This window comes from Bacillus sp. 2205SS5-2 (assembly GCF_037024155.1).
Lineage (GTDB): Bacteria > Bacillota > Bacilli > Bacillales > Bacillaceae_K > Bacillus_CI.
Map to the genome: position 1 here is coordinate 146,130 of NZ_JAYKTS010000006.1, position 14,489 is coordinate 160,618.

Annotated in this window: 11 protein-coding genes; 9 read left to right on the plus strand and 2 right to left on the minus strand. The window is 38.6% G+C overall.

Annotation, left to right across the window (positions count from 1 at the left end):
• Positions 1 to 41 precede the first annotated feature (41 nt).
• The 4 genes from pruA (at position 42) to U8D43_RS06560 (ending at position 6,455) form a co-directional block, all read left to right on the plus strand.
• Positions 42 to 1,586: an L-glutamate gamma-semialdehyde dehydrogenase gene (gene pruA, locus U8D43_RS06545; RefSeq protein ID WP_335870370.1), complete on the plus strand. Its 1,545-nt coding sequence runs from the start codon at positions 42 to 44 to the stop codon at positions 1,584 to 1,586.
• A 240-nt stretch (positions 1,587 to 1,826) separates the two neighbouring features.
• Entirely contained in the window at positions 1,827 to 3,020 is a 1,194-nt protein-coding gene (locus U8D43_RS06550) for an ornithine--oxo-acid transaminase (RefSeq protein ID WP_335870371.1), read from the plus strand.
• Positions 3,021 to 3,119: 99 nt separating this feature from the next.
• On the plus strand, positions 3,120 to 4,364 hold the full coding sequence (locus U8D43_RS06555) for a Glu/Leu/Phe/Val family dehydrogenase (RefSeq protein ID WP_335870372.1): 1,245 nt from the start codon (positions 3,120 to 3,122) through the stop codon (positions 4,362 to 4,364).
• A gap of 633 nt (positions 4,365 to 4,997) precedes the next feature.
• Positions 4,998 to 6,455, plus strand: coding sequence for an aldehyde dehydrogenase (locus U8D43_RS06560; protein WP_335870403.1), 1,458 nt, complete (start codon positions 4,998 to 5,000; stop codon positions 6,453 to 6,455).
• Between the two features lie 372 nt (positions 6,456 to 6,827).
• Here the strand turns inward: U8D43_RS06560 and U8D43_RS06565 are convergent, their stop codons facing one another.
• The gene (locus U8D43_RS06565; RefSeq protein ID WP_335870373.1) at positions 6,828 to 7,064 is read right to left on the minus strand and encodes a DUF378 domain-containing protein; all 237 of its coding nucleotides are present in this window, start codon (positions 7,062 to 7,064) and stop codon (positions 6,828 to 6,830) included.
• Positions 7,065 to 7,360: 296 nt separating this feature from the next.
• Between U8D43_RS06565 and U8D43_RS06570 the strand changes: the two genes are divergently transcribed.
• From U8D43_RS06570 to U8D43_RS06580, 3 genes are all read left to right on the plus strand, one after another.
• Complete coding sequence (locus tag U8D43_RS06570) at positions 7,361 to 8,524, plus strand: iron-containing alcohol dehydrogenase (protein WP_335870374.1); 1,164 nt, start codon at positions 7,361 to 7,363, stop codon at positions 8,522 to 8,524.
• Between the two features lie 267 nt (positions 8,525 to 8,791).
• Entirely contained in the window at positions 8,792 to 10,141 is a 1,350-nt protein-coding gene (locus U8D43_RS06575) for a glucose-6-phosphate isomerase (RefSeq protein ID WP_335870375.1), read from the plus strand.
• A 503-nt stretch (positions 10,142 to 10,644) separates the two neighbouring features.
• Positions 10,645 to 11,049 carry a YugN-like family protein gene (locus U8D43_RS06580; protein WP_335870376.1) on the plus strand — a complete coding sequence of 135 codons (405 nt, stop codon included), beginning with the start codon at positions 10,645 to 10,647 and terminating at the stop codon, positions 11,047 to 11,049.
• Here U8D43_RS06580 and U8D43_RS06585 read toward each other — a convergent pair.
• Positions 11,046 to 12,035 (minus strand): potassium channel family protein, encoded by a 990-nt coding sequence (locus U8D43_RS06585; RefSeq protein WP_335870377.1) that lies wholly within the window; start codon positions 12,033 to 12,035, stop codon positions 11,046 to 11,048. The genes U8D43_RS06580 and U8D43_RS06585 overlap by 4 nt on opposite strands.
• Positions 12,036 to 12,490: 455 nt before the next feature.
• On the opposite strand from U8D43_RS06585, the gene U8D43_RS06590 reads away from it, so the two are divergent.
• Together U8D43_RS06590 and U8D43_RS06595 are read left to right on the plus strand one after the other, a co-directional pair.
• The gene (locus U8D43_RS06590; RefSeq protein ID WP_335870378.1) at positions 12,491 to 13,201 is read left to right on the plus strand and encodes an HAD family hydrolase; all 711 of its coding nucleotides are present in this window, start codon (positions 12,491 to 12,493) and stop codon (positions 13,199 to 13,201) included.
• A gap of 466 nt (positions 13,202 to 13,667) precedes the next feature.
• Positions 13,668 to 14,417, plus strand: coding sequence for a phosphotransferase (locus U8D43_RS06595; protein ID WP_335870379.1), 750 nt, complete (start codon positions 13,668 to 13,670; stop codon positions 14,415 to 14,417).
• Positions 14,418 to 14,489 lie beyond the last annotated feature (72 nt).

Here is a 14,489-nt window from a genome sequence, read left to right on the forward strand (position 1 = left end):
AACTTGTTAGTAAATTGAAATGAATTTGAGGAGGAAAAAAGATGATTCCTTATAAACATGAACCGTTTACAGATTTTTCAAATGAAGAAAAACAAAATGCCTACCAAGAGGGATTAAAACTAGTCGGAAGCTATCTTGGACAACATTATCCACTTGTAATTGGGGGAGAGAAGATCTCAACTGATGAGAAAATTGTTTCCCGTAACCCGGCTGATAAAGAAGAAATTATCGGCTATGTGTCAAAAGCAAATCAAGAATTAGCTGAGAAAGCGATGCAAATTGCTTACTCTACTTTCCAAACGTGGAGAAAATACAAGCCAGAAGCACGAGCTGACATTCTATTCCGTGCAGCAGCAATCATTCGTCGTCGTAAAGATGAATTTTCTGCTCTTCTTACAAAAGAAGCAGGTAAGCCATGGAACGAAGCGGATGCAGATACGGCGGAAGCGATTGATTTCCTTGAATACTATGCTCGTCAAATGCTGACAATGAAAAACGGTCACAAAGTAGAAAGTCGCCCAGGTGAATACAATCAATACAATTATGTTCCTCTAGGTGTCGGAGTAATTATCTCTCCGTGGAACTTCCCATTTGCGATTATGGCAGGAACAGCTGTAGCGGCAATTGTAACAGGAAATACTGTTCTCTTGAAACCAGCTTCCACCACGCCGGTTGTAGCAGCGAAATTCGTAGAAGTAATGGAAGAAGCGGGTCTTCCGAGTGGAGTTTTAAACTTTATCCCTGGAAGCGGAGCGGAAGTTGGCGATTATTTAGTCGATCATCCGAAAACGCGATTCATCTCTTTCACAGGATCTCGTGACGTAGGTACACGCATTTATGAGCGTGCTTCTAAAGTGAATGAAGGTCAAATTTGGCTGAAACGTGTAATTGCTGAAATGGGTGGAAAAGATACTATTGTCGTTGACAAAGATGCAGATTTAGAATTAGCTGCAAAATCGATCGTCGCCTCTTCATTTGGTTTTTCAGGTCAAAAATGTTCAGCTTGCTCTCGCGCTATCGTTCTAGAAGATGTGTATGATACGGTTCTAGATCGAGTAGTGGAGCTTACTAAAGAATTAACCGTTGGAAATCCAGTTGATCGTTCACACTTCATGGGACCAGTTATCGATCAAGCGGCTTACGATAAAATCATGAGTTATATTGAAATTGGAAAACAAGAAGGTCGTTTAGCAGCGGGAGGAGAAGGCGATGATTCGACTGGATACTTCGTCAAGCCAACCATTATTGCTGACTTAACGAGAGATGCACGCCTAATGAAAGAAGAAATCTTTGGACCAGTCGTTGGTTTTACGAAAGCAAAAGATTTCACAGAGGCCATCGAGATTGCCAATGATACAGACTATGGTCTAACGGGAGCGGTAATCACAAACAACCGTGATCACATTGAGCAAGCTCGTGAAGATTTCCATGTTGGAAACCTTTATTTTAACCGAGGATGTACAGGTGCCATCGTAGGTTACCAACCATTCGGAGGTTTTAACATGAGTGGAACAGACTCAAAAGCCGGTGGACCAGATTACCTTACTCTTCACATGCAAGCAAAAACAACATCAGAAATGTTATAAATAAGAAAAGCGCAAGGCGCCCGTTCATCGGCGACCAGCATAAGACGAGCCGACTGAAAGGTTGCTCTTTGACCTTTCAGACGGATTGACTTATGACCTCGACACGAAAATTATATAAAAATGTATATTTTCTTACGATTTGAAAAAAAAGAGCCTTTCAACTGAAAGGCTCTCCCTTGTTCTAAAATATTCTCTTACAAAATGAAAATGTTAAAAAATGTACAATGAGGAGGAATATTCATGACAACACAAACGACGTCCATTATTGAACAAACAGAACAATTCGGTGCCAAAAACTATCTTCCACTGCCAATCGTCATCTCAGATGCAGAAGGTGTTTGGGTAAAAGATCCTGAAGGAAATAAATATATGGATATGTTAAGTGCTTATTCTGCTGTAAACCAAGGTCATCGCCATCCGAAGATTATTCAAGCTTTAAAAGATCAAGCGGACCGCGTTACTTTAACGTCTCGTGCGTTTCACAATGATCAGCTAGGTCCATGGTATGAAAAAATATGTAAACTAACGAATAAAGACATGGCTCTCCCGATGAATACAGGAGCAGAAGCAGTGGAAACAGCTATTAAAACCGCTCGTCGCTGGGCGTATGATGTTAAGGGCGTTCAAGATAATCAGGCAGAAATCATTGCTTGTGAAGGAAACTTCCATGGACGGACGATGACAGCGGTTTCGTTATCATCTGAAGAAGAATATAAGCGTGGTTTCGGCCCAATGTTGCCAGGAATTAATCTTATACCTTATGGAGATTTGGAAGCACTCAAAACGGCGATTACACCTAATACTGCTGCGTTTTTAATTGAACCAATTCAAGGGGAAGCGGGCATTGTGATGCCACCGCAAGGCTTCTTAAAGGCAGCGTATGAATTATGTAAAGAAAACAATGTATTGTTCATTGCAGATGAAATCCAAGCCGGACTTGCTCGTTCGGGTAAAATGTTTGCATGTGAGTGGGAAGATGTTGATCCAGACATGTACATTTTAGGTAAAGCACTTGGGGGAGGCGTATTTCCTATCTCATGTGTAGTTGCGAGTAAAGAGATACTAAGTGTATTCACTCCTGGGTCCCATGGCTCTACGTTTGGTGGAAATCCAATGGCTTGTGCAGTTTCGGTAGCGTCGATTGATGTTCTCTTAGATGAAAACTTAGCTGAACGTTCACTACGACTTGGAGAATACTTCATGAGTAAATTAAAAGAAATTGATAACCCTATGATTAAAGAGGTACGTGGAAGAGGACTATTCATAGGTGTAGAATTAACAGAAGAAGCCCGCCCGTATTGTGAAGCTTTGAAAGAAAAAGGTCTATTATGTAAAGAAACTCATGACACGGTTATTCGTTTTGCCCCCCCATTGATCATTTCAGAAGATGAGCTAGACTGGGCAATTGATCGTATTAAAAAAGTTTTAAGATAATAGAAATCAGTAAAATCATCAGATAAATGCGAGATTATTCATGACACATATGTTACAATATCTTCGTTCTAGATCACACTTATAAAGAGGCGAGACGCAATGGGAGAAAATTTAAATCTGTTTACTTCTACACAACATGTCATACACGATGCCTTAACCAAACTTGGTTACGGAGAAGAATTATTTGAACTATTAAAGGAACCTATTCGGATGCTGACAGTTCGTATTCCAGTTAGGATGGACGACGGTGGAATAAAAATTTTCACAGGCTACCGTGCCCAACATAATGACGCTGTTGGCCCGACCAAAGGTGGCGTTCGCTTCCATCCAGAAGTGGATGAAGAAGAGGTGAAAGCTTTATCTATGTGGATGAGTTTAAAATGTGGAATCGTCGACCTTCCATATGGTGGGGGAAAAGGCGGCATCATTTGTGATCCTCGTACGATGTCCATGAATGAACTTGAAAGACTTAGTCGTGGCTATGTTCGTGCGATTAGCCAAATTGTAGGGCCAACCAAAGATATACCTGCTCCAGATGTTTATACCAATTCACAAATTATGGCGTGGATGATGGATGAATATAGTCGTCTTCGTGAAAATGATTCACCAGGCTTTATCACCGGTAAACCACTCGTGTTAGGTGGATCTCAAGGTCGTGAGAAAGCAACCGCTCAAGGCGTGACCATTTGTATTGAAGAAGCTGCCAAAAGACGCGGCATTCAAATTGAAGGGGCACGAGTCGTAATTCAAGGATTTGGGAATGCAGGAAGCTTTTTAGCGAAATTTATGTATGATGCCGGTGCAAAAGTAGTCGGTATTTCAGATGCACATGCTGCTTTATATGATCCTAACGGTTTAGATATTGATTATTTGCTTGATCGTCGTGATAGCTTCGGAACGGTGACAACTTTATTTGAAAATACGATTTCGAATAAAGAATTGCTTGAACTTGAATGCGATATTCTCGTACCAGCTGCCGTATCCAATCAAATCACTGCAGAAAATGTTCATCGCATCCAAGCACCAATTGTGGTGGAGGCTGCGAATGGTCCTACGACCTTTGAAGCAACAAAGATTCTTTCAGATCGGGGCATCCTACTTGTTCCGGACGTGCTTGCTAGTGCGGGAGGAGTGACGGTTTCTTACTTCGAATGGGTTCAAAATAACCAAGGATATTACTGGACTGAGGAAGAAGTCAACGAGAAGTTAAAGGTGAAGCTTGTCGAAGCCTTTAATAATGTGTATGAAACAGCCACGAACCGAAGAATCAATATGCGATTAGCAGCATATATGGTCGGTGCTCGTAAAATGGCCGAGGCTTCTCGCTTTAGAGGTTGGGTATAAAGATCGAGACAAACTTCTCCTAGAGAAGTTTGTCTTTTTTATAACTCTTTTCGTATTAATTGCCGCTTTTAAATGAACAATTTAATGAAAGCGGCCCCTTTTGTCAGAATAAAGTTTGAAATAATGCGAAAGGTTACCTGAAGCCGAACTCATTCAAGCTAGATAGACTAATGCGAAAACAGCCTGTATTTTCAGTGCTTCTTCTTGTGCCTGCATAAATCAGGAAGGAAGGCTCTAGCTATCCACCAAAAAACCTCTTTTCACTGAGTACATTCGTTAAATATTGACTCGGTAGCAAACTGGTACTGCTCTTTACATACACTGTTAACCGAAAAGTAGGAAGATTTCACTGATAGAAAAGCAGAATATTCACCTATTAATTCAATTGCAAGGTGACCGGGTGTTCAGTCGTTCTTTCAGTGAAGAGAGGAATATATAAACTAAAAAATTTGGCGCTGTGAAAAGTCTGCGGATCATTCTATTCTTCGTAATCGTTTCAGCGAGTACCTCGAAGCTCAGTGTATATTGGTTGACTAAGAGATAGGAACAGAGTATATTTAAACAAAAGGTTTAAATGTTTAAACATTAAAACCTCCGTTGCTATCTAGGATTAAAGGGAATGGTATGAATATAATGAAATACAAAGGAGATGAGCAACAGATGAATCCTATTCTTAAGGAAAAGTCGCAAATAAATCAACTGCATGTGCAAGAATTGAATTACGACGAGGTCCATTCACTTTATGAGAATCAAAATAGGTATTTTGATTCTGGGAAAACTCGTTCGTTTGAACAACGGGAAAAGACGCTCAAAAATCTTAGATCTCTAATTGAACAATTTGAGCAAGACATCTTAGCCGCTTTAAAAAAGGATTTAAATAAGTCTGAAGCTGAAGCTTATATGACAGAAGTCGCGATAATAAAAGAAGAAATAAACTTCACTCTAAAAAACTTGAAAAAATGGATAAAACCAAAAAAGGTGAAAACAGCATTAACGCACTTTGGTACAAAAGGGGTGAAAATACCAGAGCCATTTGGTGTCAATTTAATCATTGCTCCTTGGAATTATCCATTTCAATTAGCAATATCCCCTTTATTAGGGGCGATAGCTGCTGGAAATACCGCCATCATTAAACCTTCTGAATTAACACCTCATGTATCTAAAGTTTTAAGTACGTTAATTAACTCGCATTTTGACTCAGGGTTTTTACATGTGGTTGAAGGTGGAATAGAAACGAATCAACACTTACTAAAACAACCATTCGATTATATTTTCTTTACCGGGAGTGTCCCTGTCGGCAAAATTGTTATGGAGGCGGCAGCTAAAAATCTAACTCCTGTCACCTTAGAGTTAGGAGGGAAAAGTCCTTGCATTGTACACGAGGATGCAGATATTCCGTTAGCGGCTAAACGAGTCGCCTTCGGAAAATTAACCAATGCGGGTCAAACTTGTATTGCGCCAGATTATCTTTTTGTTCACAAGAATGTGAAGAATGACTTTATTCAAGAATATAAAAATACCGTACAGAAATTTTACGGAGATCAACCCATTAACAATGAAAACTACGGGAAAATTGTAAACGACCGCCACTTTAAGCGGGTGGAATCATATTTAACAAACGGAGAAATTATTTTTGGTGGGGCGGTTGATGAAGAGCTTCAAAAGATTGAACCGACGATGCTTATTCCGGAAAATATGGATGTACCTGTGATGAAAGAAGAGATTTTCGGTCCCGTTTTTCCGGTGCTAACGTTCGAGGATTTAGACGAAGTAGTTTCCTTTGTGAATAGTCGCCCGAAACCCTTAGCCCTCTATTTGTTCTCCAACAATAAACAAGTAGAGAAGAAAATTATATCCGAAATTTCGTATGGTGGTGGTTGCATTAATGACACAATCATGCATATTGCCACACCTTATCTGCCATTTGGTGGAGTAGGAGAGAGTGGGATCGGAAATTATCATGGAGAGAGCAGTTTCGAGACTTTTTCTCATTATAAAAGTGTGTTAAAGCAGACCACTAAATTCGATTTTTCGTTTCGATATCCAAATGCAAAATACGGCTTAAAGATTATAAAAAAATTATTAGGATAATAAATGGGTGGCACTGGCCACCCATTTTTCTAGCTATTATTGTTTTACCTCGGTCTTTTCTTATCCATTGTTGCTGTATCAACTAATTTTGATTCAACCCTTCATTGTGTTGTTACTATTTATCAAAAATAGGCAAAAGATGCCATGAAGCAAAGCTATCTAACAGTTATTAGATTGGTTCGAAAAGCAATGAATTTTGCGGAAAAACCTCTCCTAACAATGAAGAGTAACATAACGGAAGATCTATTTCATTTCTCTTCGAAGTAATACTTCTTGCGCAGTGAATACTTTTTTCATTTTGAGTGCCGAAAGTAAGAGAGCTCTCTGGATTAGGTTTGCTTAAATAACCGAAATCGCTGAGTCAGAGATATATTAAAAGCGAGTTGGCGTCGCTTCTGGTTCTGTTTCCACTTCTTCTGAGGGCATGAAGATAAGCCCTAAGTTAATGAGGCCAGCTACACCTACAAGTCCATAGATGATACGAGAAATGGCCCCTCCCTGTCCTCCAAAAATAGCTGCAACCAAATCAAATTGGAAAAACCCAACGATCCCCCAGTTCACAGCTCCTATAATCGTTAGAACCAAAGCAATCCGCTGAATAACACTCATATGAATTCCTCCTTATGGATTGGTTCATTGTTAGTGTGTGAAGAATAAATGAAAATATACCAATGCTTAAACCTGAAAAGCGAAAGGCGCCCGTTACCGGCGACCAGCATAAGGCGAGGACTGGCCTGAGGCGCTTTATGCCTCATGACAGGGCTTGACTTATGACCTCGAGCCGGTGGCGCCTGGAGCTGGACACAACCTTTTTAAAATTTTCACTTCACTAAGAGTTTGAAGCAAACTTTTTGCAAAAGCTATCTCAGTGGTCAATAATGATGAAAGATGAAGGAGGAGTTTACATGGATAATTTTACATTCTTTAACCCCACTAAATTAATTTTTGGTGATAACCAATTAGAGCAATTAAAAAATGAAGTTCCTCAATTCGGGAAAAAAGTTTTGGTTGTTTATGGTGGTGGAAGTATAAAACGTAACGGCCTATATGAGCGGGTCATTACATATTTAAATGAAATCGATTCCGAAATATTTGAATTAGCAGGTGTAGAACCCAATCCCCGTTTAACGACTGTTCAAAAAGGGATTGAGATTTGTAAAGCAGAAGGTATTCAATTCCTATTAGCAGTAGGTGGAGGCAGTGTTATTGATTGCACGAAAGCAATCGCTGTGGGTGCAAAATATGACGGAGATGTTTGGGATTTTATTACAAGAAAAGCGGTCCCTCAGAATGCAATTCCGTTTGGAACCGTTCTAACATTGGCAGCGACAGGATCTGAAATGAATGCTGGAAGTGTGATTACAAATTGGGAAACAAATGAAAAATTCGGTTGGGGTAGTCCCCTAGTCTTTCCAAAGTTTTCAATTTTAGAACCGAAAAATACGTTCTCCGTTCCAAAAGATCATACGATGTACGGTATGGTGGATATGATGACGCATGTACTAGAGCAATACTTCCACAACAGTACGAACACAGCTTTGCAAGATCGCTTATGTGAATCGGTACTCCAAACAGTTATTGAGGTAGGTCCTCAACTCTTGGAGAATCCTGACGACTATCAGCTTCGCGAGACTATTCTTTATTCAGGAACGATTGCATTAAATGGGATGTTGCAAATGGGGTATCGTGGTGACTGGGCAAGTCATAATATTGAACATGCCGTGTCGGCCGTTTATGATATTCCTCATGCAGGAGGACTTGCGATTTTATTCCCTAACTGGATGAAGCATAATCTTGATGTCAATCCGGCTCGATTTGCTCAATTAGCAGAGCGTGTTTTCAATGTCGATTCTAAAGGGAAAACAGAAAAAGAAATGGGTATAGAAGGAATTAACAAGCTGCGCGAATTCTGGAGTTCTCTCGGCGCACCGACCAGACTAGCTGATTATGACATCGATGATAGCAAGCTAGATGTAATGGCGGAAAAAACTATTGTATATGGAGATTTTGGAAACTTTAACCCATTAAATAAGGAAGATGTACTAGCAATTTTACGTGCATCCCTTTAAAATTCTCCCTTCTCTTTAACATTTTGTTCCTGCCTTGATTTTTTCAAAGAATGAAATAAAGAAAAGAGTGAAGAAACATGTCGAATGTCAGGATTGTCGATGTGTTTCTTTGCTTATCTGTAGAAGAAAGTCAGTTTTGATCTATAATCAAGTTAACTGTTAGAAAAAATTCACACTGCATACGCTTACATCTACAGAGGTTCCTTGATTATCCCTCAGTCATTCGATAAAGTGTAAGAGGATAAACTATTATAGGAGGAATGAATGATGACTCATATTCGATTTGATTATTCAAATGCATTGCCCTTCTTTGGGGAACATGAACTTACATACTTACGAGACGCAGTCAAAGTAGCGCACCACTCTTTACATGAACAAACGGGAGCAGGTAGTGATTTTTTAGGGTGGGTGGACCTTCCAGTAAACTATGACAAAGATGAATTTTCACGCATCGTAAAATCAGCTGAAAAAATCAAAAGCGATACTGAGGTTCTACTGGTCATTGGAATCGGTGGTTCCTATTTAGGAGCACGTGCAGCAATCGAAATGTTGAACCATAGCTTCTACAACACACTTCCAGGAGAAAAACGTGGGACACCTCAAGTGTTGTTTGTTGGAAATAATATTAGTTCCACATATATGAAGGATTTAATGGATCTCTTAGCAGACAGAGATTTTTCAATCAATGTCATTTCTAAATCTGGAACAACAACTGAGCCTGCGATTGCGTTCCGTATATTCCGAAAGCTACTAGAAGAGAAGTACGGCAAAGAGGAAGCAAGAGGACGGATTTATGCGACAACCGACAAATCCAAAGGAGCGCTAAAAACGTTGGCTTCAGAAGAAGGATTTGAATCATTTGTTGTACCTGATGACATAGGTGGACGCTATTCCGTATTAACGGCTGTTGGATTATTGCCAATCGCTGTGAGTGGTGTTGATATTGATGCGATGATGAAAGGAGCAGCAGATGCTAGGGAAGCTTTTAGTGGATCTGAGCTAGAAGAAAATCTCGCTTACCAATATGCTGCTGTTCGTAATGTTTTATACAATAAAGGCAAAACCATTGAAATGCTGATTAATTATGAACCTGGTTTGCAATATTTCTCTGAGTGGTGGAAGCAGTTATTTGGTGAAAGTGAAGGAAAAGACCAAAAAGGCATATTCCCTTCTTCTGCTAACTTTTCAACTGACTTACACTCATTAGGCCAATATGTTCAAGAAGGTCGACGTGACCTGTTTGAAACAGTTATTAAAGTGGAAACACCTCGCCATGAGTTAACGATTGAAAAGGCGGATAGTGATCTAGATGGGTTAAACTATCTTGCGGGCGAAACGGTTGATTTTGTTAACAATAAGGCGTTTCAAGGAACATTACTTGCTCATACCGATGGGGGAGTGCCTAACTTAATTGTTGAAATTCCTAAAATGGACGCCTACACATTCGGTTATCTTGTTTACTTCTTTGAGAAAGCATGTGCGATGAGCGGCTATTTATTAGGGGTGAATCCTTTTGATCAACCAGGCGTAGAAGCATATAAAGTAAATATGTTCGCGCTATTAGGAAAACCTGGCTTTGAAGAAAAGAAAGCGGAACTTGAAAAACGACTTAAATAATGGTCCTTTTCATTTACTTTGTTGATTTTGCTGCTGATTTCTATCAAAAATAGACGAACAGATGCCCAAAAACAAAAGTAGATGACAGTTCATAGGCCGGTACGAGAAGTTACAAACTTTGCAAAAAAAAGCCTAAATAATAGTTGGAAGAAGTGTGGTTTCTTGAAAACCACATTTCTTTTTATTTAGGGATCTTTTCGTAGGGGCATTGTTATTGGATTTCATAGTCAATGAACCGCTTCGCTTTGGGGGTGATTTCATTTCTAGAAAAAAGCAAGAAAGCACACACGAAAAAATCGTTCGGCCTGGTTTTCTTGTGACAGGAGCAACGAAGCTCACGGAATGAGCCATTGGAAAAAAAGTCTTGTGAGAAATTTTAGATTATCCCTTCATCTCTTAAGGTTGTTGCCTTCTTGCTAAAGTGAATCTTATATAGGTCAAGTTGGCCGCATGATATTATTTCTTAAAGGAGAAACTAAGCAAAAAGGGAAGGAGATGTCGGTATGATAGAAATTCCATCGAAGTTAGCGGGTCAATCCTTTCAACTCTATAACCTTGAAGAAAACTTAAAACCTCTTGGCTATTCCATTGGTGGAAATTGGGATTATGATCATGGATATTTTGATTATAAAATAGATGATGATGAGGGGTATCAATTTTTGCGTCTCCCATTCGTTGCGGTAGATGGCCAGCTGGATTCTAAGGGAGTGACAGTAGAAATTGGGACACCCTTTTTGCTTTCTCACGATTATCAGCGAGGACTAGATGATCATGCTGATGCCGGAGCATTTTCTGGAACATTTAATCAATTCTCTGAGCCTCAAGACAAGGATGCAAACTTCCCAGAAGAACTGATAGAGGTAGGGAAGCAGCACTTAAAAGAAGTGGAAGACGTATTATTGCACTAATCACAAAGGACGAATAGTTCATTACCAGGAAATATTTTTTCTTGAAGGGGAGGATTCACAATCGTTTCTTCTCCTTTTTTAATTCCCAATAAGAGTGTGCGTTCAGATAATAAAAGGGCACTAAGCTCTTGAAAGGTTTTGCCATGCCATTCAATGGGAGCTGGTATTAGTTGTACTTTACTTCCTTTTAGTTGATCTAACATGGTTAAAATCGCAGCACTCATGCCATGAGAGACGACACTATTCATCATGACGTAGCTAGTTTGTTTATTGGATTGAATGACTTCGTTGGCACCTGCTCGATTCGCATTAATGACTTGTTCCTCCGTTAATATTTCAATTACACAGTAGAGTGTGGGTTGCAACCCTTTAATAGCGAGTAACGTTAGGATCGATCCCATATCGGCATGGCCTTCTGTTTTATTTTGATCGGCTGTAATGATAACGATGTCAGCTTCTCGGATACTCGCCTTTAATAAAATACCATCTTGATAAGGTTTTCCTTTAATGAAATGAAGATGATGATTTTTTGAAGGATTTTCTTGTAAAGTCTCATCAATTAAAACAATTTCAACAGTACGACGAAGAGAAGAGATTTGTTCAATCAATTCTTTTGCTCGTTCATTCCAACCGACGATGACGACATGATTCTTCAATTTATGAGCTCCTTTTCCTTGTAAATGTGCATTCTGAGTAGTAACGGCTGTAGCCGCTAAAGAGACAAAATAGGTGCTTAAAAACCCGGCACCCAATAAGATTAACAGTACACCTAGGAAGCGTCCTTTTAAGGTGACAGGATATAAATCTCCATAACCTACAGTAGAAGCAGTAATAATCGCCCACCAGAGGCCGTCAATGATGGAGGGGAAGGTGTCTGGCTCGACAAAATGAATGGAAATCCCAAATAAAAAAATCACTACTAAAGCAATAATTAAGATTCGCCAAACGAGTGGCCAACGTAGAAACATATGGTAAAAGGGCATCATCTCTTGTTCCTCCAGTCTCTCTCATTATGGACGAACAGCTATTATTACATAACAATCGTAAGAAAATAAAAAAGGGCTCATTCAACTATGCCGTTTCGTTTTTGGGAGAAAATAGTGAAAAAAGAGAGGTAATTCGCTTAGCAATACTCTCTTTTTTTATGGATTAAGGAGCATCTTTTTCATAGCTTTTGAAGGGAATCACTTACTAAATAGAGGATACCATCGAATTTTAATTGCAACAATGAATGTGAAAGTACTTATATTTATTGAAATCCCTTTAAAAACTATGCTGAGCTAACGGTTAGTTGGAACGATCTTTGATATGGCTAACAAAAGAGTGGAATTTAATGTTAATATAAATAGGGAATTTAAATTATTTTGTGTAAGGATAGGTTAGTTAAATGTAGGTAGGTAAGGTTAAGTTATTCTATCGTAGTGAAAAGGGAGAGAAAGCAATGAAACAATCATTGATTTTTGATATGGATGGAACGCTATTTCAAACAGATAAAATCTTAGAATTATCTCTAGATGATACGTTTAGTTATTTAAGGTCGATTGGTAAATGGGACGCAGAAACGCCTATAAAAAAATACCGCGAAATAATGGGTGTTCCATTACCTACAGTATGGGAAGTGTTATTGCCAAATCATTCAATTGAGACAAGAGAACAAACGGATGCTTATTTTCTTGAAAGCTTAATTGAGAATATTAAGAAAGGGAAAGGAGCTCTTTATCCGAATGTAGAAGATGTTTTCAGTTATTTAAATGAAAATAATTATTCGATTTACATCGCGAGTAATGGTTTGGTGGAATATTTGAAAGCGATTGTGAATTATTATCATTTGGACAAATGGGTTACTGAAACATTTAGTATTCAACAAATACAAACGTTGGATAAAGGAGACTTAATTCAGACCATAATCAAAAAATATGCTATTGAAAAAGGGGCAGTAGTCGGTGATCGTCTATCTGATATTAATGCAGCTAAAGATAATGGTCTAATTGCAATTGGATGTAATTTTGATTTCGCAAGAGAAGATGAACTAGCTCAGGCTGATTTGGTGATAGATGACTTACTGGAGCTCAAGGCAGTGGTACCTAAAATGAAAAATAGCTTTGTACGGGGAGGTGTTAATGGTGGAGATTCGTTTAGTGAAGAATTCTAATTAGGATACTATTTCACCATTGATAAACATGTGTTGGAGTGGAAGAATAATGGCGGAGAGGTTACCGAAGCTCTTTATTGTGCATTTCACTTAAACAAGCTTTATAGCTGAAGAAGATGAAGAAATTGTTGGCTTCTTAATAGGTATCCTCTCTCAGTCGAAATCTGATGAACATATACCCATTTTATTGAGGTGCATCCGATTTTCGAGGGTGAAACAATAGTAAGAAGCTTTATAGTCGATTTTATGATGTGATTAAGAAGTACAGTAGAAAAAATGTCAGTTTGATTACTTGTTCGATAAATAAAGTATCCGTTGGTTTTTATGAAAAAATGGGATTTGAAATAGAGCAAGGAAATAAAGAAGTTGATGAAAAAACTGTCATTCACGACTATGATGGACCAAATCAAGATAGAGTCCTATTTCGGAAAAAGCTAGTATAAACAAATATAGGGAGTGAGAGTGAGTGGAATTAGGTAGCCCGGTTGCAGTAGGAAATACAGCAAAGGTGTACCTTTATAATAACAAGATTTATAAAGTATTTAATGAAGCGTTATCGGATATGGAATCCCAAAAGGAGGCGTATAAACAAAAATATGCCTATTCGTGTGGACTGGCTGTGCCGGAAGTATTCGATGTAACAAGAATAGATAATAAGCAAGTGATCATCATGGAGTATGTAAAAGGAAGAACAATAGGTGACTTAGTCATTAATAACAGGGGCGAAACAGAATATTATATGAACCTATCTGTTGACATACAACGGAAAATTCATCAAATTGAAGCCAATTCTATTGAATTCATGTCTGATAAAATAAGTCGGCAAGTAGAAAATGCCCCTTTGTTAGATAGTAAAATTAAATCGATTTTAATTAAAAAAATGGAATTAATATCGTTTGAGGAAAGACTCTGTCATGGGGATTATCATTTATTTAACTTAATTATGTTCGAGAGTAAAGTTAGTGTTATCGATTGGGTTGATTCAAGTGCAGGAGATTTACGTGCTGATGTATATCGAACATATCTTTTGTACTCTCAGGTTTCCTTAGAATTGGCTGAAATGTATCTACGTCTTTATTGTGAGAAGAGCGGTTTATCTAGAGATGAAATTTTTCAATGGGCACCCATTATTGCGGCTGCGAGATTATCGGAGAGTGTATCATCAGAAAAAACTCAACGTCTCATCGAAATTATTGATCATAATGTACAAATTTAACAATTCATATCCACATTTATAAGGGAGCAGGTTGACTAGGTTAGATCTGAAAATTGAACCATTCTAAATTGA